Source organism: Mesorhizobium sp. LSHC412B00 (assembly GCF_000503035.1).
In the GTDB taxonomy this organism is placed as follows: domain Bacteria; phylum Pseudomonadota; class Alphaproteobacteria; order Rhizobiales; family Rhizobiaceae; genus Mesorhizobium.
This window is the reverse complement of sequence record NZ_AYWB01000008.1, coordinates 1-26,090: the sequence shown is the minus strand read 5'-3', so window position 1 is coordinate 26,090 and position 26,090 is coordinate 1. Positions and strand designations below refer to the sequence as shown.

Sequence of the window (26,090 nt, the reverse complement as noted above, 5' to 3'; positions counted from 1 at the left end):
AAAACCGGACGATCGGTTTGTTGTGCGAAGCAGGTCAATCTTTACCCCTTGAGTTTCCGCTGAAATTCTTGAAGCTCTTTCAAGGTGGGTGCTGCTTTCGCACGAGAGCGGCCAGCGCATACCATGCTGGCGGGAACACAGAACATGTCCGGGAACCGGATGGGAGGCACTGTGAGTGCAGATCATGATGGAGCGAACCTGCTTGAGGTTCGTGGCCTGACCAAGATATTCGGCACGTTGACGGCGTGCGATCATATCGACCTCAACATCGCCAAGGGCGAGATCCACGCGCTGCTTGGCGAAAACGGCGCCGGCAAGTCGACGCTGGTCAAGATGCTGTTCGGTTCGCTGGAGCCCAATTCCGGCGAGATATTCTGGAACGGCGAAGCGGTGCGGATCACCAGTCCGGGCATGGCGAAGAAGCTCGGCATCGGCATGGTGTTTCAGCACTTTTCGCTGTTCGAGGCGCTGACCGCGGCCGAGAATATCGCTCTGTCTCTGGATGACGGCTCACCGATCAGCTCGATCGCGGCCAAGGCGAGGGCGCTTTCCTTCAGCTATGGCCTGCCGCTCGATCCGGACTCGCTGGTCGGCGATCTCTCGGTCGGCGAACGCCAGCGCATCGAGATCATCCGCTGCCTGTTGCAGACGCCGCAGCTCATCATCCTCGACGAGCCGACCTCGGTGCTGACGCCGCAGGAAGCCGACAAGCTGTTCGAAACGCTTGAGCGCCTGCGCTCGGAGGGCAAATCCATCCTCTACATTTCGCACCGGCTGGAAGAGGTCAAACGCATCTGCGACCGCGCCACCGTGCTGCGTCACGGCAAGGTCGTCGGCCATTGCAATCCGCGCGAGGAAACGGCTTCGTCGCTGGCTCGCATGATGGTCGGCAACGAGGTGAAGGCCGTGGTGCGTGCGCCGGCCGAAGGCATCGAGACCGCGCAGCCGCTGCTCGAAATCCGCGCCCTCAGCCGCAAGCCGGCAACGCCGTTTTCGATTCCGCTGAAGAATATCAACCTCACTGTGCGCGCCGGCGAGGTGATCGGCATTGCCGGTGTCGCCGGCAACGGCCAGGGCGAGTTCTTCGAATCCGTCTCCGGCGAGGTGCTGCAGCAGGACGCCGCATCCGTGCGCATCCGCGGCAAGGATGCCGGCTCGCTCACGATCACAGGCCGGCGGCTGATGGGCGCTGCCTTCGTGCCGGAAGAACGCCTCGGCCATGGCGCCGCGCCACGCATGAAGCTTTCGGAAAATCTGCTTCTGTCGCGGCACGCCACCGACGGCAAGGTTTTTGTCGGCGCCGGCGGCGCGGTCAAAAGCGGTGCGGTCTATGCCGCCGCCCAGCGCATCATCGTGGCCATGGATGTGCGCAAGAGCGCGCCCGATCCGGAAGCCGCGGCCCTTTCGGGCGGCAATTTGCAGAAATTCATCGTCGGTCGCGAACTCGACCGCAGCCCTGCCGTCATGGTCGTCAACCAGCCGACCTGGGGCGTCGACGCCGGTGCCGCCGCCCACATCCGCCAGGCGCTGATCGAACTGGCGCGCAGCGGCTCGGCAGTTCTGGTCATCAGCCAGGACCTCGATGAGCTGTTCGAGATTTCGGACGCGATCGCGGTCATGCACAATGGCGAATTGTCCAAACCGCTGCCGATCGCCGAGGCAACTTTCGAAAAGGTCGGTCTGTTGATGGGCGGCGCCGAGCCTGGCCACGCCGAACATGGTCTGGAGACGGCATGATGCGCCTCGAACTCGTCAAACGCCCGCAGCGCTCTATGCTCTTTTCGGCGCTGTCGCCCTTCATCGCCTTCGCCCTAACGATCATCGCCGGCGCGGTTCTGTTCGCGCTGCTCGGCGTCAACCCGCTGAGCGCATTTGAGATCTATTTCATCGAGCCGATCAGCCAGGTCTGGCAGCTGCATGAGCTGGCGATCAAGGCCGCGCCGTTGATCCTGATCGCGGTCGGCCTGTCGGTCTGTTACAAGGCCAACATCTGGAACATCGGCGCTGAGGGACAGTTCATCCTCGGCGGCATTTTCGGCTCGGCCGTTCCGGTGCTGTTTCCCGGGTTCGAAGGCCCGCTGGTGCTGCCGCTGATGCTGTTGTTCGGCATGGTCGGCGGTGCCGCCTATGCAGCAATCCCGGCTCTCTTGAAGACGCGCTTCGGCACCAACGAAATCCTGACCAGCCTGATGCTGGTCTATGTCGCCCAGCTTTTCCTCGACTGGCTGGTGCGCGGCCCCTGGCGCGATCCACAGGGCCACGGTTTCCCGCAGACGATCCAGTTCAATGACTCGGCGGTCCTGCCCGAACTGATGCCGGATGCCGGCCGCGCCAATTGGGGTTTTGTCTTCGCGCTTGTTGCAGCCGTGCTGATCTGGGTGCTGATGAGCCGCCTGCTCAAGGGTTTTGAGGTCCGCGTGCTCGGCTCCAGCCCGAGGGCAGGGCGCTTCGCCGGTTTCGGCCTCAACCGCATGGTGTTCTTCGCCTTCCTGCTGTCAGGCGCGCTGGCTGGGCTTGCCGGCATTTCGGAAGTCTCCGGCGCCATCGGCCAGCTCCAGCCGGTGATCTCGCCCGGCTACGGCTTCACCGCCATTATTGTCGCGTTCCTCGGCCGGCTCAATCCGCTCGGCATTGTCGCCGCCGGCCTGGTGCTGGCGTTGACCTATCTCGGCGGCGAGGCGGTGCAGAGCGCGCTCGGCATTTCCGACAAAGTGGCACGCGTGTTCCAGGGCATGCTTTTGTTCTTCGTGCTCGGCTGCGACACGCTCATCCACTATCGCATCCGTCTGGTCGGCATGGCGCTGACGAAAAGCGCGGCGAAGCTTGAAGCCGCGCCGAAGTTGAAGGAAGCCCGCTGATGGACATCGCCGTCAACATCCTTTTGACCATCGCCACGGCGGCGACGCCGCTTTTAATAGCGGCCATCGGCGAACTGGTGGTCGAGCGCTCCGGCGTGCTCAACCTCGGCGTCGAAGGCATGATGATCATGGGCGCCGTCGGCGGCTTCGGAGCCGGCTATCTCACGGGATCGCCCTGGATGGGCCTGTTGGCGGCAATTGCCATGGGCGCGGTGTTCTCGCTGCTGTTTGCGGTGATGACGCTGTCGCTCGCCACCAATCAGGTGGCGACCGGCCTGTCGTTGACGCTGCTCGGCCTCGGCCTTTCCGGCATGATGGGGACCAGCTTCGTCGGCCAGCCCGGCGAGCGGCTGCCAAACCTCTACGTTCCGGTGCTCACCGACATTCCCGTGGTCGGCAGGCTGTTGTTCGGCCAGGACCCGATCTTCTACATCTCGATCGCGCTGACGGCGGCCGTCATGTGGTTCCTGTTCAAGACCCGCACCGGCCTCACTCTGCGCTCGATCGGCGACAGCCACACATCGGCGCATGCGCTCGGCATCAAGGTCATCCGCTACCGCTATCTCGCGGTCATCTTCGGCGGCGCCTGCGCCGGCCTTGCCGGCGGCCATCTGTCGCTGGTCTACACGCCGCAATGGGTGGAGAACATGAGCGCGGGCCGCGGCTGGATCGCGCTGGCGCTGGTCGTCTTCGCCTCCTGGCGGCCGTGGCGCGTGCTCGCCGGCGCCTACATCTTCGGCGCGGTGTGGATCGGCCAGCTTCATGCACAGGCATTTGGCATTCCGGTGCCTTCGCAGCTGCTTTCTTCTCTGCCCTATCTGGCAACCGTCGTGGTTCTCGTTCTAATCTCGCGCAACAAGCGTCTGACGATGATGAACACGCCGGCTTCCTTGGGGCAGCCATTCGTTCCGGATCGTTGACAACAAAAACAAACGGGAAGCTCCAAGGCTAAACTCAGAGAGGTAACACAATGAAAAAACTGCTTATTGCGTTGATGACCACGACCGCCGCCATGTCACTGGCGGCGTCCGCGCAGGCCGCCGACAAGTTGAAGGCATGCTGGGTCTACACCGGCCCGATCGGCGACTTCGGCTATTCCTACCAGCACGACCAGGGCCGCCTCGAGGTGGAAAAGGCGCTCGGCGACAAGGTCGAAACCGCCTATCTCGAGAACGTCTCGGAAGGTCCCGATGCCGACCGCGCTTTCGAGCGTCTGGCGCGCGAAGGCTGCAAGATCATCTTCGGCACCTCTTTCGGCTTCATGGACCCGGAAGTGAAGGTCGCCAAGAAGTTCCCCAAAGTGATGTTCGAGCACGCCACCGGCTACAAGACCGCTGACAATCTCGGCATCTACAATGCGCGCTTCTATGAAGGCCGCTATGTGCTCGGCCAGATCGCCGCCAAGGAATCGAAGGCAGGGGTCGCCGGCTATATCGTTTCCTTCCCGATCCCCGAAGTGGTGATGGGTATCAACTCCTTCATGCTCGGCGCGCAGTCGGTCAACCCGAACTTCAAGGCCAAGATCGTCTGGGTGAACTCCTGGTTCGATCCGGGCAAGGAAGCTGACGCGGCCAAGGCACTGTTCGATCAGGGCGCCGACATCATCGTTCAGCACACCGATTCCACCGCTGCCTTGCAGGTGGCGGAAGAGCGCAAGCTGCACGGCTTCGGCCAGTCCTCCGACATGATCAAGTTCGCGCCGAACGCGCAGCTGACCTCGCTGACGGACGAATGGGGGCCGTACTACATCAGCCGCGTTCAGGCAGCGCTCGACGGCACCTGGAAGCCGGACAATGTCTGGCTCGGCATCAAGGACGGCGCCGTCAAGCTTGCGCCCTTCACCAACATGCCGGACGATGTGAAGGCGATGGCCGAGGCAACCGCCAAGAAAATCGCAGATGGCTGGAACCCCTTCACCGGACCGGTCGCCAAGCAGGACGGCACGCCGTGGCTCAAGGACGGCGAAGTCGCCGACGACGGCACGCTGCTCGGCATGAACTTCTATGTGAAGGGCGTCGACGACAAGTTGCCGCAGTAAATATCGGAAACGCAAAGAGAAGGGGCGCCGCGCGGCGCCCTTTTTCATTTCGCGGGCTGCACGCTTCGACTGCGAAACCGCGCCGAGGGCTGTGCCAAAAATCCGAGGGCGCCGGGAGGCGCCCTTTTTGGTAATTTTCTAAACCGCCGAGCCGTAAAGGTCGTAGGCGTCGGCGCGGTCGATCTTGACCGTGACGATGTCGCCTTGGCGCAGCGGGCGGCGCGACTGGATATGCACCGAACCGTCGATCTCGGGCGCGTCGTATTTTGTCCGGCCCTTGGCAGACGTGCCATGCGCCTCGTCGATCAGCACCGGCAGGCGCTTGCCGACCTTCTTGGCCAGCTGCGTCGCCGAGATCTTCTGCTGGCGCTGCATGAAGCGATGCCAGCGCGCTTCCTTGATCTCCTGCGGCACCTGTTCGAGGCCGAGATCGTTGGAGCGGGCGCCGCGGACCGGCTCGTATTTAAAGCAGCCGGCGCGATCGATCCTGGCCTCGTCCAGCCAGTCGAGCAGCATCTCGAAATCCTCGTCGGTCTCGCCGGGGAAACCGACGATGAAGGTCGAGCGTATCGCCAGATCCGGGCACACCTCGCGCCAGCCGCGAATGCGCTCCAGCGTCTTTTCGCCATGGGCTGGACGGCGCATGTTCTTCAGCACCTGCGGCGAGGCGTGCTGGAAGGGGATGTCCAGATAGGGAAGGATTTTTCCATCCGCCATTAGCGGGATGACATCGGCGACATGCGGGTAGGGGTAGACATAGTGCATGCGTACCCAGATGCCGAGCTTGCCCAGCTCCTCCGAAAGGTCGAGGAATTTCGCCCGCACTTCGCGGTCGCCGAACATCGACGTCTGGTACTTGATGTCGATGCCGTAGGCGCTGGTGTCCTGCGAGATGACCAGCAGTTCCTTGACGCCGGCCTTGGCCAGCTTCTCGGCCTCGCGCAGCACATCGGCCGCCGGGCGCGAGACGAGGTCGCCGCGCAGTGCCGGAATGATGCAGAAGGTGCAGCGGTTGTTGCAGCCTTCGGAAATCTTGAGATAGGCGTAGTGGCGCGGCGTCAGCTTGACGCCTTGCGGCGGCAGAAGGTCGATATAGGGATCGTGGCTGGGCGGCGCCGCCTCATGCACCGCGGCCATCACGCTCTCATAGGCCTGCGGGCCGGTGATGGCGAGGACGTTGGGGTGCTTCTCTCGTATGACGTCCGGCTCGGCGCCGAGGCAGCCGGTGACGATCACCCGGCCGTTTTCCGAAAGCGCCGAACCAATGGCGTTGAGCGATTCGTCGCGGGCCGAATCGAGAAAGCCGCAGGTGTTGACGACGACAAGGTCCGCGCCGTCATGCTTGCGCGCGATCTCATAGCCTTCGGCGCGCAGGCGCGTGATGATGCGCTCGGAATCCACAAGCGCCTTCGGGCATCCAAGGCTGACGAAACTGACGCGAGGCGCAGACATGAGAAACATTCCGGGTTTTTCGGGATCGGCGGCCAGTACCACACTTATTGCGGCATTGGTATGGGCAGCGGCTGCGGCGAACGCGACCACTGCCTCCGGCAGATACCCGTAGTATACAGAAGCTGTAGGACCGGCAGAGTCAGCTCACCACAGGACTGACATGCGGCCAGACCTCGACAACGCCGCGATAGACCATATCGATCGCGACGTAGAGAATGATCAGCAGGCCGACATAAGCGATCCAGCGGTGGCGGTGCAGCAGCTTGGCAATGAAGCTCGCGGCCAAGCCCATCAAGGCGATCGACAGCACCAGGCCTATGACAAGCACCGGAAAATGATCGCGCGCCGCACCGGCGACCGCCAGCACATTGTCCAGCGACATCGAAACATCGGCGACGACGATCTGCAGGGCCGCCTGGCCGAGCGTCTTGCGCGGCGCCTTGCCACCTACCGTTCTGTCGCTGTTGAGGTCGGAATCGGAGAGCGCCTCGGTCGCCTCGAACTCGTCGGCATGCGACGTCCGCAGCTCGCGCCACATCTTCCAGCACACCCACAACAAAAGGATGCCGCCGGCCAGCAGCAGGCCGACAATGGCAAGAAGCTTGACGGTGACGGCGGCAAACAGGATGCGCAGCACAGTCGCCGCCAACACGCCGATCAGGATGGCTTTCTTGCGCTGCTCGACCGGCAGGCCGGCGGCGGCAAGGCCGATGACGATGGCATTGTCGCCGGCAAGCACCAGATCGATGGCGATGACCTGGAGGAGGGCCGTCATGCTTGCAGCGCTGAAAATGTCCATCGACCGGAGCCCCTTGCTGTATCGGCGTGTTCGTCGTCGGATATGCCGACGCCCTAACGTGTATGGTTCCCGCGCGTCAAGAGACTGCCGGCGCAATTCCAGGAAAAGTGCGTAGCGGTTTTCCGTCCGGAATCATGCAAAAACAAAGAGTTAGAGTGGGTCAGCTGCTCTGTAAAAAGCTGAACCGCTCTAACGGCCGACGCTGAAAGCCACGGGAATAGGGAAGGTCGTTCTGCCAGAGAGAATTCTGGTCGCAGCGAATTCAGTCGTAGAGATTGTACTTCGCCCAGTCGGCTTCCGGAATCTCGTCGCCGATGCGGTAACGGAACTGCAGGACCTCCATATGGTCAGGCGCCGTCTCGCATTTGAACTTCAGCCGGTACCACTGCCCCTTGCTGCGGAAGGCAGCGCCCGGGCTGCGGATGGCATCGGCCTTCATTTCCGGCGTCGCGAAGGCGTAGGCGACGACGCGGTCTGCCTTGTACTTGTGGTCGTCATGGCTGATGCGGTCGAGCACTTCGGCGTCGCATCTCTGCTCCAGCCGGGTCTCCGGGTCGAGTTTCAGCAGGCCGGCGCGCAGGGCGGCGTCCATCGCGTGGGCGGGTAAAGCCAGCGTCACCGAAGCCAGCGCCGCAAGGAATAGTTTTTTCATGGGCGGGAGAACGACCATATCTCACGTGAAAAATCAACCGGAGTGCCATTTTGGGGCAGCCGGATGTGCCCGGAAATCGCCGTTGGCTGGGCAGGCGCAGCCGTTTTGGCGCGCCCCCGGCGCCATTCTTATTTGTCCGGGCTGCCATGCACCGATTGCCTGTTTCGCCGTCTTTGCGCTTCTCGCGATCGCGGCCCCCACCGCCACGGCCGCAAGGCGATATAGACAGCGAGGAAGGCTCTTTGTGCCAGGCCGGCCTCGCTGTGCCAGACCTCCCTTATCCCCGCCGCCCGCAAGGCCCTTCGTTGGGTGCTGTTGCGGTCCCAGCGCCGGCTGATGCTGCCCGCCCGGTAGTATTTGTGGCAGAGCACTTGCGGCACGCGGACAAAGCCGCCGAGCAGCGACAGATGCAGAAGCCAGGTCCAGTCGGCGCTGAATTCGCCTTGGCTGTTGGGCTTGATCCCGCCGCTACGGTGGAACGCCCAGGCCCTGAATATCCCACGATTGGGAACCCACCATCCATGCGGCTGGCGCGCCATCGCCCGGCCACGCGCTAAACCGTCCTGCAAGCCCTCCAGCAGGTCGAACTTCCACGTGGCACTTTCGCCGCTGACTTCGATCACTTCGACGTCGCTGAACGACAGTACGGCCTCGGGATTGGCATCGAGCGCCCGCACCAGCGCCTCGATATAGGTTGGATCGATGACGTCGTCATGGAAGGCAAAGAACATCAATTCGCCGCTGGCATTGGCCATCAGATCGTTGGAGTTCTTCAGCCATCCCAGGTTTTTGTCCCGGCGCAGGATACGGACATCGTCGCGGCCGCCGGCGAAGGCTGAAACGATCTCGAATGTCGCGTCGGTCGAATTGTCCTCGCCGACCAGGATCTCGATATTGTCCCAGGTCTGCGCGGCGAGGCTGTCCAGCGTACGCGAAATGAATGCCGCCGAATTGTAGCATGGCACCAGCGCCGTGACCTTCGGCCGCCAGCCGGATCGAAGCTGGACTTGTTTCTGCGCTACCTGCTTCGCGCCGCCCTGTTCTGTCTCACCCATTCACTCGATCCCGCAGATTTGCCGCGCCAGCCTGTCGGCAAGCCACGGCGCCGTCGAATATTTACCTGTGTCGACCGAGATGTAGTTGCCCAGGCGGTTGACCCCGAATTGGTCGCGGCGATGGATTGTGGCTTTCGGGTCGCTGAGCGAACCACGCCCTTGCGCAAACACGAAGCCGCCGCGTACCTCAAGCTCCTCGGCATCGTCGAACATGCTGGAAACACTGGGCACCAACCGGGCGAGCGTGGCGCGAACGTCGCCGATGAACCGCTGTCGTGCGTCGGCATCGAGCGCTTGCGGCGTTTCGATCGACAATTCGCCACTCTCCGCAAGCAACCCGCTCGGGTACCAGGAGAGATAGAAGTTGCGCCCGTCATAGTTTTTTATGTCGCCGAACGGGCCAAGGGCGACGACCGCGCACGGCACATCGACAGGCTGCCTGGTGCGGCCGAACAGGCAAAGCCTGTAGCGGTGCGACCATCCGGGAACCGGCTCGATGCCGGCCGTGCGGTCGACAGCCAGCCGCCCCTCCCAAAGGCAATTGACGACGATGTCGAACGCCTCGCTTTTCTCGCCTGCGACCGCCACGCGCCATTTCCCGTCAATTCCGTCCACCGGCTTTGCCGACAGGACTTTGGCCGCCATTCGCAAGCTGATGTTGGGTTCACCCCGAAGCACGGCGCAAAGCCGGTCGGCAACCCATCGCGTGTTGATGGATCGCTCCGGCACCTGGAAGCCGCCGACGATCTGGTCCGAGTTGGTGACATCGGCCAATTCAGTTCTGGAAAGCCGTTTCGACCGCGCCGCCGATACGTCGGCAAGGTAGCTGGTGGCGTCAGCGTGGCTGCGCACCAATACATCCACACGTTCAAAGATCGCCCCCAGCGCCTCGGCAGCGACGATCGAGTTGCGATGGACCAGATAAAGGTCTTCCGAAAAGGTCGTGTGCGATTCCAGATTGCTTCCGATCAGCTCGGAAACAAGCCTGCCGAAACACAGTCCTCCCGAAAGCAGATGCCGGGCGGTCAGCAGCGAGGGATCGTTCCCGTAGAGATAGCCGAGATGAATCTTGCCCTCGTTCCAACGGCTGGCGCAGGCCATCGGCTCGCTCTCCTTGTCGAAGAGGGACACCGCGTAGCCTCTGCGGGCCATCATGAGAGCGAGGCTGGCGCCCATGATGCCGGCGCCGAGAATAGCCATTCTGCCGCGAGGCGCTGTCATGTCCTGGCGCGCATCGCGGCCTCTCCTTTCCCGATGAGTGTCATCAGGGGTTCGATACGTAGTTTTCAGGGTCGTATTCGGTATCGCAGAAAACCAGCAAAGACGGGTTCTCGCCTTCATAGGTCTGCAGCGCCCACACCGGGGCATCGACCAGCACCGCGCGGTTCGATGCGGTGAGCGTCAGCCGTTCGATCTGTTCCTGATAGCGAAATTCGATGCCGATCTCGCCCGACAGCTGCATCATCAATTGCCGGCCCGAGCCGTGTGCATGTCCGCCCCGCGACGTGCCGCGCGGCGCGGTGACGACGAACGCCCGCACGGCTTGGAAATTGTAACCGCTGAACTCGATAGCGGTCAGCATTCACCTGGGATCGCAATGTAACGAAGTGGGGATCTCGGTGACCTTGCCGCCAAAGAACGTTCGATGCTGCATAACGTAAGCCCGCCAGAAGCCGGTCGAAATTTACCTCAGACTAGCGCTTACATCAAAAGACAGAGAATACAACCACTTAGGCGGTGTTTTGGGACACAGCAGCGGATCGATGTCGAGCTCGGCCTCAGGCCGATACGGTGCCGACTACCGAAGGTCGCCGCGCCGTCACGACTTCTGAGTCGCGGCCGAAACCAAGGCTTAAGACCTTGGTCCGAGCGGTCTAGGACCTTTGAGTTCGGAAGGCCGGCCGGTCCCAACGAGGGTGATCTACTTCAGCAATTTCAAAGAGTTATGCTGGTTGGCGTTTCGCCGGCCGGCCGCTTCGTTCTCGCAATGAAAGCACAGCTATATCCAAGTTTACCCTTTGTGTTAGCGATTCCTCATGTTGCCCGCTATAGCGGTTAGTGGCGGTGGCAATCTCGGAGGTAGTTATGACATCCCGAAAGACCCTTTTTGCTGCATTTGCGGTGTTCTCGCTTCTGGTGTCGCCGGCCCTGGCTGCTGCTGGTGGCAACGGCCATGGTAACGGCCATGGCAATGGTAACGGCAATGGCAATGGCAATGGCAATAGCGGAGGAAACGGTAATGCTGGCGGCAATGGCGGAGGCGGCGGTTCGCTCGGCAAGTCGGCATCCGCCAAGGGCCAGGTCGCCAAGGCCGCTACCGGTTCAGTGTCCAAGGAAAAGAATATCCATGCCAAGCTGGGCCGATTGAACTCACTGCAGCGCAACGCCAACGCCTTTATGCACTCCAAGAGCAAGAACTTCGCTGGCGTGCAGGCTTTTGTGACACAGTCGGCAATAGCCAAGAACGCTCAATCGGCGCTCGATGCCGCTAATCAGGCGGTTGCCGACGCCAAAGCGGCGCTCGACGCGCTGAATGCGAAAGCGGCTGACCCGAATACCCCGCCCGAAGATGTCCCGACGCAGGCCGACCTCGATGCAGCACAGGCAGCGCTCGATGAGGCCACCCAGGATGCGGCCGCTGCTCAGACCGCCGCCACAGCTGCCGCTGCCAACGTCCCATCGATCGATGCAGCCCTTGCCCAAATGGCCAACAAGCCCGTTGACCCTGAGGTGACAGATTGGGCCAATAGCGTACTTGCCGACAAGATCGACCAAGTAGCCGCCAAGCTGGCGCCGGCCGCGCCTTAAGGCCCCATGCGGCGGCAGCGATCCAATCGACGATAAGCCGTCGGGTCCGCCCGGCGGCTGCACCTTTCTCGCCTATCTGCAGCGTTGGTCCCAATGCAGGTCCGAGATTCTGGTCATGGCTATTTTGCGAAATCTCCAGCCGGGCCGCCGTCCTCAAGGCTGAATTCATGCGTGCTTCGCGCATCTTCATCGACCACACGAAACCAATGCTCCTGAAGCGCTCTAGGCGACACCCTTTGGCCCGTGACCTTCTCTACCGCAGATAACGGATCATCGGCGCTCGTGGCCTGAGTTGAGACACACTCCTCTCCATGCCACTCTTCCACCTGGTACTCTGGCATGCCGGCCTACCTACCGCTCCCCAGAGCCTTCGCTTCCCGCTCCAGCGTCTCGCGTCGGTTGCCGTGCTTCGCGATCAATTCCTTGACCTGCTGCGGGGTGATGCCGGCCTTGGTGGCGAAATACTCGACTTCATAATCCTCATCGGCAGAGACGCGGTCCCGATCGCGGAAGTCCGTCTTCGTTTTGTCGTCGGCCATTTGCTTTGCTCCTGGTTGAATGATCAACCGCAACGTGCAGCCGCAGCCTTTTGTTGCAGCGGAGCCCGGATTTCCGAAACGGTCACATGGGAAAACGGCCCTCAGTCGCAGGAGGTGCTGGTGTTGCTGTAACTTTGAACGGAACGGTTCTTCTCCTTGACGGTTGTGACGTGAAGGAGATGCCTCATGTTTGAAAGCGTGATGTGGTTGATCGTCGTTGCTGGTGGGCCACTGTTGCTGGCCCTATTGATGGCATACGTTCTTATGACCCGACGCCACCGTGGTCCTGCAGAACGCATGGAAAGCGACCGCGCGACCAAACGGCTCTATCGCCAGGACGAACGTTGATCCTGAGGCTGGCGCAACGTTTGCGCTCACGCTGGCCCGCTGCCTCGCGGTGGCAGGCTTCTTCGTTTTAGGAAGTTAGGAATAACTTAGGAAAGATTTGGCCCTCTTTGAAAATACAGAGGCAATTCAGCACGGTAGCCAAATATCTGGCGGAGGGAGTGGGATTCGAACCCACGGTGGGCTTGCACCCACGCCGGTTTTCAAGACCGGTGCCTTAAACCGCTCGGCCATCCCTCCAATTAATTGCAATCATTGTGCTTTTTGGTGTTTCCCAACTGGTCAAATCAGCCGTTTGCAACGCACTTTGCAACTATTTGCCTTTTCGCTCGCTGCTTATAGCCGCCTGCAATGCCACGTCAACTTGCTCCGCTGCGTCGGCCTGCATTCCTGGCATGACATGCGAGTAAAGGTCCAGCGTGATGCCAATGTTTGAATGGCCCAAGCGCTCGCTTGCTATTTTTGGGTGAATGCCGGCCGACAGCATCTGCGTCGCGTGGGTATGCCGAAGGTCATGGAACCGGATGCGGGGCAGGGAGGTCTTGCCCAGAACGCGCACCCACTCATGCGTCAACGAGCGAGGCTGCAGCGGCTCCCCGTCGACTTGGGCGACAACAAAGCTGTTGGCGTCCGGACGAGTGCCCAGGCGGAACTGTTCTTCGGCCTGCTTCGCGCGGTGCGCCTTCAGTTCGGCGACAGTGCTGGCAGAGAGAGCCACGGTCCTGGCACGGCCGCTCTTCGGCTCTTTGTACCGCACGCCGTCAGCGGTCTGCTCAGCGCTCTCTTCGATCGACATCTGTCGGCGATTATCTGCAAGCTCTAGGTGGCGCCAACGAAGTGCAAGGATCTCACCGCGGCGAAGGCCGCACGTCACCGCCAGCAGGATTGGAATGAACATGCGCGTCGGCCGGAGCGTTTCCAGCAAAGTTGCGGTCTGGCCGACGTCGTAAGCGAGCATCTTCTGCCGTTCGACCTTCGGGGGTGTGGTCGCAAGAGCTGGATTGCGAGACAGCCTCTCCCATGTCACTGCTTGGCCCAGCGCCTTAACCAGCACCCGGCGGTAGTGGTGGACCGTACGAGGCGCCAACGGCGGAAGTGGCTCGCGCTCGCCGCCGCCTCTCTTTGCCCGGTGGTCCACACGCGGCGCGGTCAATGCTGTGGTAAAAGCCGCGTCGATCCGATCGGTTTTCAGCTTGGACAGGACCACGTTGCCGATCAGCGGTGCAAGCCCCTTCCGGCATATTTCGGTGTATCGCTCATGCGTCTTTGGTGCCACCGACGGCTTGATGAACCCCAGCCACTCGTCCAGAAATTCGGCAACCGTCTGTTTGGTCGACTCGACATAGAGCCCTTGATCTAGGACGGTGACGAGCCGCGAGCACTCCTTTTGCGCCTCGCGCTTGGTACCCTTGAAGCTGTGCCACTTCCTTTTCTTCTTGCCGGTCTTGGCATCAATCTCGCCGACGTCGAGGACAATAGCCCAATGGCCCGGACTGCGCTCGCGGATGTGGCCCTTCATTGATCGTCTTCCTTCCCGCGGTGCTTATTTGCCTCGTAAATATCCAAGTTCTGCCGGATGAGCTTCGCCCAAGAATCAGCCTTAGCCACTAAGAACCCTAGTTCTGCGGTGCCGAAGCTCTCATCGGCTTTCATCGCCATGGCCGGTGCCATCACCAAATTGAGTTGGACCTGCAGCGAGCCCAAGTGTTCCATCGTCTCGATCGAGAGCTTGAGCATCTGTCTGATAAAGCTATCAGTCCGCGCCTCATTTCCTTCATCGCCTTTTGAGAGTGCTTCAGCGGCAGCGATCATCTTCGTATTAAAATCGTCGTAAAGACTCATAAAGGCGCCGGCGATTCCATTCGCGTTCTCATCGAAGACTAGCCCGATCTGGACCAGGCGGCGAACCGCGTCCGATTTCGACCGGATGCGGTTGGCCCAAGCCCATTCATCGATCTGCTTCAGCTCCGCTGGAGAGATGAACATGTTGAACCGCTCACTTTTTGGATCGGCCCAAGGGGGTCTTGGCGGCGTGGGCTTCATGTCGTCGCGGTCCATCATGTCACCTTTCATACTTCCTACGTAGGTTACGCATAAATCAGTTGCGAGCAAGTTAATTCTGCCCTACCGTGTCATACGTAGGCTACTCATATCCATAGGTGATTGATGACGCTCGAAGACGCTTTGAACCGCCCGACGCTTTCCGTCCCAATTGCTGGCGCGGTTTTCTATGGGCTGAGCCGCAACGGTTCATACGAAGCCGCCAAGCGCGGCGACATTCCCACAATCAGGATAGGCAAGAAAATTATGGTGCCTGTCGCACCTATCGCAATCAAACTTGGGTTGCAGCCGACTGCGGGAAAGCCTTCCGCATGACCAAGCTCACCGGCGTGTATCACGAGCACGCCGCCGCGATTGCGCTACTCATGCTTGCCCCGCGCTCGGAACGCGACTCTGCAGCTGGCTTACATCGACATGGCTGCTCTTGACGACCGGAACCGGCCGCGGTCGAACCAAGCCGTGCGGTGGCTGATTGACCGACGCCAGGGCGCTGCGGTGCGGTTGCGCCGTTTCAAGCTGTCGACGTTTAACTGCGGATGGCGCGCGCGGCGTGAAGGCGGCGTTGTCCACGTACCGGCTCGTGCCGGCCCCGATGGGTTCATTAGGCCCTCCTCCTTGAGACTTGCCGAAAGGGCAACAGAGACACAGCATGGAAAAGGCAAATGCGCAGCGCATAGGAGTGCTCCGGCGACAGTTGCTCGAAGTCGAGTGCCATAGGGAGATCATACCCGCAGTCCTTCCAGTAGGCGTTGGCTTCATCTTTGGCCCCAGCACTGCAGGCAAGACAGGCATTGCAGTTCGGACCAGTGTAGCTGTTGCAGCTGGTCTCCAATGGGGCGGCCTGCAGGTAAAAAAAGGAGCCGTCCTGTACGTGACAGGGGAAGCGCGTCGAAGCGTCATCCAGCGCCTGTGCGCTACTATAGAATACCTCGGACTGGTAGCTGATCATGTGCCGATTGCGGTGATGGCCTGCCCCAAAAAGGGTCTTGTAGATGGCGAAACGCGCTTGGTCATTCGAACGGCAGCGGCAGAGCTCGTCAGAGCAACTGGGATGCAGATGTCGCTCATCATCTTCGACACACTGTCCACCTGCTTTGGCGATGCCAAGGAGGACGATGCGGCTGCGGCTAGTAAGGCCGTAACGAACATGGCCTGTCTGCACGAAGAGTTCGACTGCGCGGTCATGGGGGTTCACCATCCAGGCAAGAAAGGCAACCGGGAAATGCGTGGAAGCGGGGTGTTCTTCAACAACGTTGACTTCGTCCTGAGTGTCGACCGAAAGGGCGCTACGTCCATTCTCAGAGTCGAGAAATTCAAAGACGGTCCGGCCGGCGCGCGCTTCGCCTTCGACATCGCGTCCAGTAACCTAATTGTCGCTGATGGCGAGATCTCCGTGCAGGTGGTTCACCAGATCAACTCATGGACCAATGCCGAAAATGCGACCGTGGAAGAGGCGACAGAGAAGCAAACCTTCACTGACGTAGCTGTGGCGCTCAATTTGTTACGCGGAATCGTCGTTGCAGGCACCGCCAGTCTTAGGGCTTGGCAAAATGCTTGCTATGCGCACTGGTGTAACAAGCGAACGGATCCAGCTCGCAGGAAAGCCTTCAGCACTGCCAAGAAAAAACTTCAGGAAGCTGGTGACGTCACCATTGACGGCGACATTGTGAGCGTGAGCGTGAGCAAAAACGGTGCTCACAACGCTGCTCACACATCCGAGCCAACACTGTGAGCGTGAGCGTGAGCAATACCCCCATAGGGGTGTGCACTCACGCACTCACAAGCTGAGCGAAGCTCTTATTCAGAGCCAAATATGGATCGAACTACACAGGAACGGCAATGGGTGGGGGTGTCGCGGTTGGAAGGCCGAACGGCCTTCCTCGGGGTGCAGGGGGTGAAGCCCCCGCTAAGCGTCGTACGGCCGCCGCTCACCTCACAAGCTAGCGCCCGCATTGGACTGTAGTACATGGGCGCAAAGTCCGCAGGCCCTTCTGCGATCCTTCTGCCGGAATGAAGGGCTCTTCGATCTCTGCCATGGTCCGCAGAAGACTTCAGAAGGCGCCGCAGGCCAGCTATTCAATCCATTAGGCTGTGGGCCACCGGCCTCTTTCGGCATCTTTGACATACTCTTCATGTTGGCGCGCGATTGGTTCGGCCTACAACTTCTTTCCCGCTGAATCATTGGGTACGTGTCGACGCCAATCAGCAACTGTTGCCGCGCGGTGACTTCACCATCCTACTCATGGCCGCGGCTCTCTCCATGCCCGTTCAGAATTTATGGGGCAGAATATGTGTACGTGGTTCATTTGGAGATCGGGAACCCATGAGCAACCAGGGAAGCAAAGTCAAATCCGCCAAACTTTGCATCTCCCAAAAGGGGGAACGCACCTGGAAGGCCGTCGCGCACGGTCGCAAATGGTCATTGGCTACTCCGCTGCGCGTGGAAGTGGGTTATCTGATTGAGCGGGAGGAGGTCTCGGAATACCATCTTTCGCTCAGCGAAATGGCTGATTTGCCTGAGGCAATGCAATGAGAGCACCACTTAGAAATCCGCGTCACGAAGCGTTCGTGCGAGGGTATGTGGAAGGCCTGCCCGCCTACAAGGCATACCTCGAAGCGGGCTACAAATGTACCGTCCGAGCAGCTGCTGTAGAGTCTTCAAAACTCCTGACAAAGCCTGAGATCCAAAATCGGCGGCGTCATCTGCTTGAAGGTCTCGCGGAAAGTCTCATGGTCAGCAAGGAATCACTCTGCGCAGAGCTCGAACAAGCCCGTGCCTTGGCCCATGAGCATGGCCAGTCGGCGGCGGCCACGGCCGCCAGCATAGCCAAAGCGCGTCTGCTCGGGATCGAGGCTCCGAAGGAGCTCAACGTCAATCTCACTGCGACGGTCAACCAGATGACAGACTCGGAGCTTCATTTCGAGATCGCTGCCATGATCAGTGAAGTGAGGGCAGCGAAGGGGGTGCGCCCGCTGCCCGCGCAAGATAGCGAAGATTGCAACGAGACGGAGCACTGATGGAGAAGTGTGCCGGCGGCGATAAGCGGGCAATGCCGGACCCATCCCAAGGCTCTCCGAATTTCGGGGGGTCGAGCACTTCGTGGCCAAGGCGTCTTGACGTGGCCGCTTTGCGCCGCAACACCGCCATCACGGCCCCATAGCCGTGCTCCGAAAGCGGCCGGTGGTAAATTTGGATGAGCAAGGGCCCTAGAGTCCTCCAACGCGGGGAACACACTGCTGGCGTAAGTGAATTTACAGCGGCAGACTTCTAGGCGGGGCGCTTGCGCATTCCGCCTCGGATACTCACTGGCCCAAGAAGCAGCACTGAGACACGGCGGGCCACAAACTCGACGACCCCGAGCTGCAGTCGCAAAAACCCTATGGACTAGTTAGACCACATATGCGTATAACTAGTCCACGCAAAAGCTGCCGGATTTTGGGGTGTATGAGCAAAGATGGACTTGCCTACAAAGTTGTCAGAAAATATCGTCCATCTTGCGCGACTTGGCCTGCAGGGTCGGCCGCAAGACATACAAGTCTATATTCGCCAGTCCATCCGCCGCTTTCGCCAGCACGATCCCAAGCTCGCAAGCGCGCTGTCGGAACTCCTTGCATTGGCACCGACGTCGCTGTCGCCCTTGCGGGACGTGGGCGGGGCAATCGTTCCAGTCGACGCGGATTCGCGGCTGGCACTGGCGAAGAGCGAATATCCAGTCGTGCTGACCAGCGCCCCGATTCTGAATGCCAATCTCGCGCTGCGTCTTGAGCAGGTGATCGAGGAACGAAACCATCTCCCCGCGTTGGAACACCAAGGATTGGGTCCGACGCGTTCGCTTCTCTTCGTCGGACCACCGGGGGTTGGCAAGACGATGAGCGCGAGGTGGGTGGCAATGCGTTTGGACCGGCCGCTGATCACGCTCGATCTCGCCGCGGTCATGAGCAGCTACCTCGGTAAAACCGGATCTAACATTCGTTCGGTCTTGGACTATGCCAAGAGCGTACCTTCAGTTCTGCTGCTCGATGAGTTTGATTCAATCGCCAAGAAGCGGGACGACGAGGGCGACGTCGGCGAACTGAAGCGCCTTGTGACTGTGCTGCTCCAAGAAGTCGATGACTGGCCGGCAACGAGTCTGCTGATCGCGGCGACCAATCATCGCGAGTTGCTCGATCCGGCGGTATGGCGGCGCTTCGACGACGTTCTTGAATTCGATCCGCCTTCTGCAGGCGAACGGGCCGCCGTGCTGCACAGTCTTTTCGGCGAAGAAATCGGGCTACTTGAACCTTGGATGCCTTTGTTGATCAATCTCTGGGACGGCCAATCGTTCAGCGACCTGACCAGGATGGTCCAGTGGATTCGTCGGCGGGCTACCATCACCAACACGAACTTGCTTGACGTCCTGCTCGACCGCGTCGGTCATGATCTGCGAGCCGGCTCGGCCCAGGACAGGAAGCGGGCGGCCAGCCTGCTTGCCGAGGCTGATTACAGCGATCGTAGGATCAGCGAACTGGTCGGGATTTCTCGCGATACGATCCGCAAGAGCCGAGTGAAGGATTCCGACTCGAAGGGGACTGTGAACAATGGCTAGTCCACGATATCTGATAGGGCAAGGGGAGCAACTGTCCGAAGAGATCGCTCGTCCGCCGCGCGGTATGGGCGACAAGGCCCATCCCTACTCTTTTGCTGAGGCGCGCCGCCGCCTCGCACCGCAGTGGAAGAAGACTGGGGCAGCGATCGAGGCCTTACCCGAGCTAGCGCTGCCTTGGGGCCAGGCTGCGCTGGAGGTAACGCTTCACCCAAGCTACCTCGCCAAGTCCTACTATCCGGCAAACCTGATCCGGGATCTCGGCCTCCGGCACTTAGGCAGTCGGGCGATTCATATAACTCCGAACAAGGTGGTGGCCGCCCGGGCGGAGGAGAGCGGTAAGGCACAACCCGCACCGGTCCTGTTTCTTGCGGGATCCGCCGCCGCGCTCGTCGAATTCAGCCAAGCGGCAGAATCGTGGTCGCCTGGCGACGACCGGATCGAAGATGATTTCCGTCGGATCGAAAGCGTCACCACGCCTGGAAAAAGTCGCCTGAAGAGCCTCACCGACCGCTTTGCCAAGCGCGACGCCATCCCGCTGGAGGTGGTGCTCCACAATCCCGATCATGCAAGCAACAGCGACGTCGTCGGTGCCTTTGCCGAGTTTATGCGGTCACTCGACATCTGGTATGACTTGGATCGGCGGCGCCAAGTCGGAGGCCTCGCGTTCCTACCGATCATCGCACCGCGCGAGCAACTGGACGACGTGCTCGATTTCGCGTTCTTACGCGTTTTGCGGGAGGCTCCGCGGATCGTCCCTTTCGATCCAGTCACCCGCTCGATCGGTAGCGCGTTTCCCATTACTCTCAGCGGTGAGGATGCGGTTGCCCCCGACCTGTCAGTCGCCATTTTCGATGGTGGGCTCCCCGATGGACATGGACTCGAAAAATGGGTGACATTGCACGACGCGCCGGGCGTCGGCGCGCCAACTGCCGCTGGGCAACGCCATGGTCTCGCGGTGACATCAGCCTTCCTGTTCGGACCGATCGAGCAGGGCGCGGCCCTCGCCCAGCCCTATGCAAATGTAGATCACTGGCGGGTGTTCGGCGAAAGCGACGGTGATTTCGAGGCGTTCGATTTGCTCGATCGCATCGAGGACGTACTAACTTCACGTCGCTATGATTTCATCAACATCAGCTTGGGCCCAAGCTACGCCATCGACGATGACGACGTGAGCCCGTGGACGGCAAGGCTCGACCAGCTACTCGCAACTGGCGAGACAGTTGCAACCATTGCCTGCGGCAACAACGGTGAAGACGATCGCGCCGGTGGCCTGCATCGGATCCAACCGCCGTCCGACGGAGTGAATATGCTTGGCGTCGGCGCGAGCGACGGGTTTGGAGCGGGCTGGAAGCGCGCGGGCTACAGTGCATGCGGCCCGGGACGCAGCCCAGGCTATGTGAAGCCGGATTTCGTGACGTTCGGCGGGTCGCATGGCGCGCCGTTTTTAGCGCTGAGTACGGTTAGCCCCCACAAGGCGGCCGGCACCATGGGCACGAGCTTCGCAGCACCGCTCGCGATGCGATCTGGGGCGGGCGTGCGCGCGCAATTTGCCGAGGCGCTTTGGGCGCCGGCGGTCAAGGCGCTGTTGGTGCATCACGCAACGGGCGACGAGTCGCTTAGAACTGAGATCGGCTGGGGCTTGGTTTCGCACCGCCTGGGCGACCTCGTCTTGTGTGAAGATCATGAGGCGCATATCGTCTATCAGCGACAGATGCCGACGACCGGCGCGGTGCGGCTCTATCTGCCAATTCCCGACGGATTAATTGGCAATGTCGAGATCAAGGCCACTTTCAGCTTTTACTGTGAAGTCGATCCCGAAGATGCGATCAACTATACGCGGGGTGGTCTCGACATCCAGTTTCGACCTGACACCACGCGGATTCCGCCGCCTTATTACAGCGGAAGCAAGCTAATTACGCCAACCGTGCCAGCGTCAGATTCCTTCTTTTCCGCCAAGAATTTCTATGCGACCGAGCATATGCAGCGCGATGATGCGCAGAAATGGGAAACGACTCTAACCCGCGCGAAGACGAAGCGCGCGTCCTCTCTTGCTCAGCCGGCCTTCGACGTGAGCTATATCACCCGCGAACATGGCCATAGCGGCCGGCGCCCAACAAACATGAAGTTCGCGCTGGCACTCACGATCCGCAACCGATCGGCCCTAGATCTCTACGACCGCGTCATCGTTAGTTCGGGGAATCGCCTCCAGCCCATGAGGCCCCGCGCCGGCGTTCAGGTGCCGGTCCGGCTGCCAAAATAGGATTGACGCCGGCAAACCGCGCAGAAGGGTTCGTCGCAAGTCAATTTACTCGGAAACGTAAAGCTGCCAACTGCAGCGACGCTTTGCGAACTACTGTTATCGCGGCGCAGCATCTTGAAAGCCGACGGGCAGGAATCGGCCCCAAAGAAGTCATGGCACAGCCTCAAATGCCGTCGTTCAGTGCAATCCTACGATGATCCTGAAACCCGCCGCTCGTTTTATCGGTGCGGCGGCGTAGGCGGGACGCCCTGCGCTATCCTACGATCCATTGACATGCTGTCCACATGGGCAGGGTCTACCGGACGCCCTGCAACAAGCCCTAGCGCCGTCCAATAAGGTTCCTATTGACTTTTGGACGGCTCTGACTCAAAAGCTTAGAGGCTATTGGACATGGAGAGTTGGATGCAGGTCGGCTACGCACGAACTTCAACAGAAGAGCAGGTCGCGGGACTGGAGGCCCAGATACGTGATCTCAAAGCCGCCGGTTGCGAGGAAGTCTTTTCGGAGCAGGTCTCAGCCCTGGGGGATCGGCAGGAGCTTGATCGTACGCTCAAGTTTCTGCGCAAGGGCGATACGTTGGTGATCACCAAGATCGATCGCCTGGCGCGTAATACTCGGACCCTGGGTGATATTGTCGATGGCCTGCATGGACGTGGTGTAGGTCTGAAGGTCTTACAGTTCGGCAGGGAGACGCTGGACACGACCGGAGCGTACGGTCGGCTGATGCTGAACATGTTCGCCGCTTTCGCGGAGTTCGAGCGGGGCCTGATGAAAGAGCGACAGAAGGAAGGCATCGCGAAGGCGAAGGCAGACAAGAAATACAAAGGGCGGAAGCCGACGGCTCGAGCAAAGGCCGGTGAAGCAGTCGTCTTGTTTCAGCAACAGAAGTCCGTGTCAGAGATCGCCGCGTCCCTCGGCATCGGTCGGGGGTCAGTCTACCGAGCGCTTACGGCAGCTGGCCTCAGGTAGCCCACGGTCTGCAAGCGTGTCGCGGAACTTCCGGGGCCTACTCCTAATCCGTCAGCGATCGACGGCCTCGATATGGCGCAAGACTTCATATGGATGGAACCCTACTACCTTCGCCAGATCGAGAAACGCGACGATCGCGCTTTCTATGTTGGCGATGAAAGGCTGATGTCGATCAAGAGCTTTGGCGACAGCTGCCTGCGTCAATCCTGCCTGCTTTCGCTTCTCGGTCAGCAGCTCAGCAAGTCGCCGATGACGGTCCGAATGCAGGGTTTTGGCCATCTCTCATTTGGCGATTGCTATCGACCCTTTTGGCAATGAGCATGCGTGGCTCTCTGGTGACCCGTCGCATTGGGCCCGTTGGCAGCAATTGAACGGCCGCAGGCTCGAATGTTCCTTGCATAATAACATATGTTAATCGGGCGGATAGCAGGCTGTGATCCGGAGTGCGGGGCTTCGAGCGCTATGGCCCCTCAAAAAAACAGCCACTTAGGTGGGAACTTATATCAAATGTTACAGTTAGGAAGGGGTCTCTGAGCGGTTGGGAAGGATCCTAGCAGCATGATGTCTGAAGCCGAGCGTCGCCTTGTCCAAAGACTTATCGAGGAGACCGACATCACGGAGCCGCAAGCCTTGGAGTTGATAGCGCTGCTAGGGGCGAATTGGTCCTCCCTGATGCGGGAAGCCAAAGGCATCAAGCACAATCTAACGTCGCCAGCCCTACCGCAATCGAGAACGTAAGCGCCAACAGCAAATTGGTTGGCTACCCGAACGGGGTCTTGATGGCACACGCTCCTACTTCAAACATCTTGATCCGCAAGCTCCAGGCCATCTCGGAACTCGCACAATCAGATATTGGCATTCTGGGGAACATCTCGATTCAGGAGAAGAAATATAAGGCCAATGAAGACATTTTGCGCGAGGGCGACAAGCCGACCCTTTCCTTCGTCGTTCTTGACGGCTTGATAGGGTCGACCAAACTAACCGGGGAGGGCAAGCGTCAGATCTCCTCCTTTTTTGTTCCGGGCGACATTCCCGACCTGCATGGTTTGCATTTGTCGGTCATGGATTGCACTTTCACCCCTCTNCTTTTTTGTTCCGGGCGACATTCCCGACCTGCATGGTTTGCATTTGTCGGTCATGGATTGCACTTTCACCCCTCTGATGCCCTCTCGAGTGGGCTTCATGCGGCACGACGATCTTCGCGCCATTTGCGAACAGCACTCTTCGATAACGAGAGTGTTTTGGCGCTCCACTGTGATCGACGCGGCGATCTATCGAGAGTGGGTCACCAACGTCGGAAGGCGCGACGCCTACTCTCGTATGGCTCACATTCTTTGCGAACTTATTGTCCGCCTTCGCTCGGTAGGTCGCATTGAAGATCACGTGGCCTATCTCCCCATAACGCAGGCTGCACTTGGCGACGCAGTTGGCCTCTCCACCGTGCACGTGAACCGAGTGCTCCAGGACCTTCGACGCGACGGTCTGATATCTACCCTTGGCTCGCGTTTTCATGCGCCCGACTGGGCAGGGCTCGTTCGCGCCGCAGATTTTGACTCTACCTATCTGCATCATAGGGCTGCGCAGACGGGTTCCGGTTTCTGAGAATGCTGGGTCGCTCATGATGCATTGAGCCAACCCCTCGCGATCCTTGAAACTGAATCTGCTGTAGAACCCGCACTCCATCAGGAATGTCGATCACTGCTTGAGAACTGGACCGCAGACTTACCTAGCGACGGCATGGCTCCCCAAACCTACGACCTGAGGAAGGAACCCGCCGAAAGCTGGACGGTGTTTGACGTCTTCACTGGGTGCCCCCGCAGCGCGTGGGCATCTGGCTAACGATCTGGACGAGGAATATTCCCGTGATCTTCAGGCTTCTGACCGTGTCGACCTGAAGCGAAGGTTCCCCGGGGGTAACCTCTAAAGTACGACTGCCATGGAACACGTGCGGAGCGCCGGGCAGTGTCCAAACTCCCGAATCGGTGCATCCCGGGGACAAGCTTAGCCATAGTGGAGACGCGGCTTTGGCAACGTTCCTATAAATTGAACCCCAATTCGGTCGTTCCTGCGCCACCGCAGGACTGCTTGGTAGGCAACGCCGTCCGTCGGCACGTAAAGCACGAACCGCTCGGGGACACGCGATTCCACCGGGACTTTGAGCTCAGCTCCGCCACTGTTTTGGTTCCGAATGGTGCAACTGATCTCGGAGTTTGTGATTCCGCTGATGATTGAGGCGCCTTTCAGCACCCGCTGCCTTCGTTCGCGGCGATGCTCTTCATCAACCATGTGACCTCCATCGGTCACCCCCCACCCTATGCTACGCCCACGGGCGAACAGCTGTCCATCTAGGTCGTCGCTCGGTGGTGTCTCACTTTGGAAATTTGACGGAGACGGACGGCATAGATGCCCGTCGCGCTGGTGAATTCCCACCGCCAACGCGAACAGACCCGAATGGTCTCGTCGTATAGCGTTGTTAATCCGGCAGTAGCATCTCCTCTTCNAGCCTCGGCCGCCAGCCGCCACTTGGGGCCACGATTGGACCACTTTAGGAGCTCCTCGGCGGCGGCATCAACCCGGTTCACACCAAGGCTAAGCCCCGGGCGCTCGGTCTTCACATAAACCGGAGGGTTGAACCAACGGTGGGGCATCACGCCTCTCGAACGTCAAAGGCGATGAACAGTCCCCAAACGGAGGCTGATTTGATGATCATTTCGACTAACTGGCAGTCAGTTTCGAGAACATCGCGGCCGCGCTCACGGACCGCTACAATGGTCGCTTTAACGGAAATAATGTCGCCGGGTTGAGAGCCCAACAGGACCTCGCGGACCAGCTCCTTGGCCGTTTGCTGCGTAGGCCGAACAGGTGCTTGAATGTCCATCCCATCCTCCCAGAGAGATAGAACCTCATCAGCTATTCTGTGGGTCACTTTCCGAAAAAAAGGCAAGAGTCGGAAACGTACAAAGCANCTTGAATGTCCATCCCATCCTCCCAGAGAGATAGAACCTCATCAGCTATTCTGTGGGTCACTTTCCGAAAAAAAGGCAAGAGTCGGAAACGTACAAAGCAGGTTCCCGCAAACACCGCCCTACGATGGCTAAATCCCTCGAAGGCGCTGATTTGCACCTCACCGTGTCAGCTGCCGACGCGGCCATAAGGAGAGAGGACCCGCCTCCCCAAATTCTCACGGACGAACGCGGATAACCGTCTTTCCTGTACGTCGGTCCGTTGAGTTGAAGGTGCCGATGGCATCATCCAAGCTCGAAACCTTGCCNGATAACCGTCTTTCCTGTACGTCGGTCCGTTGAGTTGAAGGTGCCGATGGCATCATCCAAGCTCGAAACCTTGCCAATGTTCGTCCGCAGTCGTCCATCGCGGATCCGCTGCACTATCTCAGAAAGCTGGGGGCGATCAGCCTCGACGACGAAGTCAACGGTCAGGCCATCGGCAGGTCGAATGTCCGTTGGTCCAACGACTGTGACAAGGATACCTCCGGCCCGGACGAGCGTTGCGGATCGCTTCTGGAAATCGCCGCCGATGACATCGAACACCAGATCGACGCCGCCTACATCTTCAAGCGTGTCTTTTGCGAGGTCGAGGAATTCACTTGCACCGAAGTCGAGCGCTTTCTGGCGGTCGGCGGCCCGCCCGGTGCCGATCACATAGGCTCC

General features: G+C 60.0%; 28 protein-coding genes and 1 tRNA gene. 15 read left to right on the top strand and 14 right to left on the bottom strand.

Translation table 11 applies throughout. The features are described 5' to 3' along the window. Positions 1-159 precede the first annotated feature (159 nt). Genes X757_RS148670 through X757_RS148685 form a run of 4 tightly spaced genes read left to right on the top strand, consistent with a single transcriptional unit; the run spans position 160 to position 4,896 of the window. Positions 160-1,737 (top strand): ABC transporter ATP-binding protein, encoded by a 1,578-nt coding sequence (locus X757_RS148670; protein ID WP_023726570.1) that lies wholly within the window; start codon positions 160-162, stop codon positions 1,735-1,737. Next, positions 1,734-2,858 (top strand): ABC transporter permease, encoded by a 1,125-nt coding sequence (locus tag X757_RS148675; RefSeq protein ID WP_031251352.1) that lies wholly within the window; start codon positions 1,734-1,736, stop codon positions 2,856-2,858. Before X757_RS148670 ends, X757_RS148675 begins: the two co-directional genes overlap by 4 nt. After that, positions 2,858-3,778, top strand: coding sequence for an ABC transporter permease (locus X757_RS148680; protein ID WP_023682526.1), 921 nt, complete (start codon positions 2,858-2,860; stop codon positions 3,776-3,778). Before X757_RS148675 ends, X757_RS148680 begins: the two co-directional genes overlap by 1 nt. Positions 3,779-3,828: 50 nt before the next feature. After that, positions 3,829-4,896 carry a BMP family ABC transporter substrate-binding protein gene (locus tag X757_RS148685; protein ID WP_023682527.1) on the top strand — a complete coding sequence of 356 codons (1,068 nt, stop codon included), beginning with the start codon at positions 3,829-3,831 and terminating at the stop codon, positions 4,894-4,896. Between the two features lie 138 nt (positions 4,897-5,034). On the opposite strand, the gene rimO is transcribed toward X757_RS148685, so the two are convergent. The 6 genes from rimO to X757_RS148715 form a co-directional block, all read right to left on the bottom strand. Continuing rightward, positions 5,035-6,348: a 30S ribosomal protein S12 methylthiotransferase RimO gene (rimO, locus tag X757_RS148690; RefSeq protein WP_023691314.1), complete on the bottom strand. Its 1,314-nt coding sequence runs from the start codon at positions 6,346-6,348 to the stop codon at positions 5,035-5,037. Between the two features lie 139 nt (positions 6,349-6,487). After that, positions 6,488-7,147, bottom strand: a complete 660-nt coding sequence (locus tag X757_RS148695) for a TerC family protein (RefSeq protein WP_023668959.1) — start codon at positions 7,145-7,147, stop codon at positions 6,488-6,490. A 262-nt stretch (positions 7,148-7,409) separates the two neighbouring features. Next, the gene (locus X757_RS148700) at positions 7,410-7,817 is read right to left on the bottom strand and encodes a DUF930 domain-containing protein (protein WP_032894508.1); all 408 of its coding nucleotides are present in this window, start codon (positions 7,815-7,817) and stop codon (positions 7,410-7,412) included. Positions 7,818-7,927: 110 nt separating this feature from the next. Next, a complete protein-coding gene (locus X757_RS148705; RefSeq protein ID WP_023726568.1) occupies positions 7,928-8,854 on the bottom strand; it encodes a glycosyltransferase family 2 protein in 927 nt (308 codons plus the stop codon). After that, positions 8,855-10,075 carry an FAD-dependent oxidoreductase gene (locus X757_RS148710; RefSeq protein WP_198024409.1) on the bottom strand — a complete coding sequence of 407 codons (1,221 nt, stop codon included), beginning with the start codon at positions 10,073-10,075 and terminating at the stop codon, positions 8,855-8,857. It lies immediately after the preceding gene. A 43-nt stretch (positions 10,076-10,118) separates the two neighbouring features. Continuing rightward, positions 10,119-10,436 carry an FdtA/QdtA family cupin domain-containing protein gene (locus tag X757_RS148715; protein WP_023726566.1) on the bottom strand — a complete coding sequence of 106 codons (318 nt, stop codon included), beginning with the start codon at positions 10,434-10,436 and terminating at the stop codon, positions 10,119-10,121. Positions 10,437-10,939: 503 nt separating this feature from the next. Between X757_RS148715 and X757_RS148720 the strand changes: the two genes are divergently transcribed. Continuing rightward, a complete protein-coding gene (locus X757_RS148720) occupies positions 10,940-11,662 on the top strand; it encodes a hypothetical protein (protein WP_023726565.1) in 723 nt (240 codons plus the stop codon). Between the two features lie 347 nt (positions 11,663-12,009). Here X757_RS148720 and X757_RS148725 read toward each other — a convergent pair whose 3' ends face one another. Further along, entirely contained in the window at positions 12,010-12,201 is a 192-nt protein-coding gene (locus X757_RS148725) for a DUF3606 domain-containing protein (protein ID WP_023668952.1), read from the bottom strand. 186 nt (positions 12,202-12,387) lie between these two features. Here X757_RS148725 and X757_RS1000000168540 point away from each other — a divergent pair, with 186 nt between their 5' ends. Further along, on the top strand, positions 12,388-12,549 hold the full coding sequence (locus tag X757_RS1000000168540) for a hypothetical protein (protein ID WP_023691300.1): 162 nt from the start codon (positions 12,388-12,390) through the stop codon (positions 12,547-12,549). Between the two features lie 147 nt (positions 12,550-12,696). Here the strand turns inward: X757_RS1000000168540 and X757_RS148730 are convergent. From X757_RS148730 to X757_RS148740, 3 genes are all read right to left on the bottom strand, one after another. Then, positions 12,697-12,786, bottom strand: a tRNA-Ser gene (locus X757_RS148730). Positions 12,787-12,859: 73 nt separating this feature from the next. Continuing rightward, entirely contained in the window at positions 12,860-14,065 is a 1,206-nt protein-coding gene (locus tag X757_RS148735; RefSeq protein WP_023726564.1) for a site-specific integrase, read from the bottom strand. Then, complete coding sequence (locus X757_RS148740; protein ID WP_023726563.1) at positions 14,062-14,607, bottom strand: hypothetical protein; 546 nt, start codon at positions 14,605-14,607, stop codon at positions 14,062-14,064. The genes X757_RS148735 and X757_RS148740 overlap by 4 nt, the downstream gene beginning before the upstream one ends. 105 nt (positions 14,608-14,712) lie before the next feature. On the opposite strand from X757_RS148740, the gene X757_RS01000000164895 reads away from it, so the two are divergent. The 7 genes from X757_RS01000000164895 (at position 14,713) to X757_RS148755 (ending at position 22,422) form a co-directional block, all read left to right on the top strand. Next, positions 14,713-14,922, top strand: coding sequence for a hypothetical protein (locus X757_RS01000000164895; RefSeq protein ID WP_032996233.1), 210 nt, complete (start codon positions 14,713-14,715; stop codon positions 14,920-14,922). Positions 14,923-15,256: 334 nt separating this feature from the next. Continuing rightward, positions 15,257-16,339 (top strand): AAA family ATPase, encoded by a 1,083-nt coding sequence (locus tag X757_RS0134105; RefSeq protein WP_023726562.1) that lies wholly within the window; start codon positions 15,257-15,259, stop codon positions 16,337-16,339. Between the two features lie 591 nt (positions 16,340-16,930). After that, positions 16,931-17,140: a hypothetical protein gene (locus X757_RS148745; protein WP_023726561.1), complete on the top strand. Its 210-nt coding sequence runs from the start codon at positions 16,931-16,933 to the stop codon at positions 17,138-17,140. Further along, positions 17,137-17,625 (top strand): terminase small subunit, encoded by a 489-nt coding sequence (locus X757_RS1000000169415; RefSeq protein ID WP_084629570.1) that lies wholly within the window; start codon positions 17,137-17,139, stop codon positions 17,623-17,625. The genes X757_RS148745 and X757_RS1000000169415 overlap by 4 nt, the downstream gene beginning before the upstream one ends. Positions 17,626-18,062: 437 nt before the next feature. Beyond that, complete coding sequence (locus X757_RS148750; protein ID WP_023726559.1) at positions 18,063-19,193, top strand: AAA family ATPase; 1,131 nt, start codon at positions 18,063-18,065, stop codon at positions 19,191-19,193. A 64-nt stretch (positions 19,194-19,257) separates the two neighbouring features. Further along, on the top strand, positions 19,258-21,453 hold the full coding sequence (locus X757_RS0134095; protein WP_023726558.1) for a S8 family peptidase: 2,196 nt from the start codon (positions 19,258-19,260) through the stop codon (positions 21,451-21,453). 402 nt (positions 21,454-21,855) lie between these two features. Next, positions 21,856-22,422 carry a recombinase family protein gene (locus tag X757_RS148755; RefSeq protein ID WP_023726557.1) on the top strand — a complete coding sequence of 189 codons (567 nt, stop codon included), beginning with the start codon at positions 21,856-21,858 and terminating at the stop codon, positions 22,420-22,422. Positions 22,423-22,473: 51 nt separating this feature from the next. Here X757_RS148755 and X757_RS1000000167995 read toward each other — a convergent pair whose 3' ends face one another. Further along, positions 22,474-22,701: a helix-turn-helix transcriptional regulator gene (locus tag X757_RS1000000167995; RefSeq protein ID WP_156933440.1), complete on the bottom strand. Its 228-nt coding sequence runs from the start codon at positions 22,699-22,701 to the stop codon at positions 22,474-22,476. A 500-nt stretch (positions 22,702-23,201) separates the two neighbouring features. Here X757_RS1000000167995 and X757_RS1000000169715 point away from each other — a divergent pair, with 500 nt between their 5' ends. Together X757_RS1000000169715 and X757_RS1000000169710 are read left to right on the top strand one after the other, a co-directional pair. Beyond that, the gene (locus tag X757_RS1000000169715; RefSeq protein WP_373432839.1) at positions 23,202-23,798 is read left to right on the top strand and encodes a cyclic nucleotide-binding domain-containing protein; all 597 of its coding nucleotides are present in this window, start codon (positions 23,202-23,204) and stop codon (positions 23,796-23,798) included. Then, positions 23,743-24,024, top strand: coding sequence for a helix-turn-helix domain-containing protein (locus X757_RS1000000169710; protein ID WP_245275077.1), 282 nt, complete (start codon positions 23,743-23,745; stop codon positions 24,022-24,024). Before X757_RS1000000169715 ends, X757_RS1000000169710 begins: the two co-directional genes overlap by 56 nt. Positions 24,025-24,423: 399 nt before the next feature. Here X757_RS1000000169710 and X757_RS1000000168975 read toward each other — a convergent pair whose 3' ends face one another. The 3 genes from X757_RS1000000168975 to X757_RS148780 all read right to left on the bottom strand — a co-directional run. After that, on the bottom strand, positions 24,424-24,708 hold the full coding sequence (locus X757_RS1000000168975; protein ID WP_023716427.1) for a PilZ domain-containing protein: 285 nt from the start codon (positions 24,706-24,708) through the stop codon (positions 24,424-24,426). Positions 24,709-25,069: 361 nt separating this feature from the next. After that, entirely contained in the window at positions 25,070-25,300 is a 231-nt protein-coding gene (locus tag X757_RS148775; RefSeq protein WP_023709645.1) for a hypothetical protein, read from the bottom strand. Between the two features lie 370 nt (positions 25,301-25,670). Further along, positions 25,671-26,090: zinc-binding dehydrogenase (locus X757_RS148780; RefSeq protein ID WP_023726552.1), on the bottom strand; the 420-nt coding region annotated here is incomplete at its 5' end.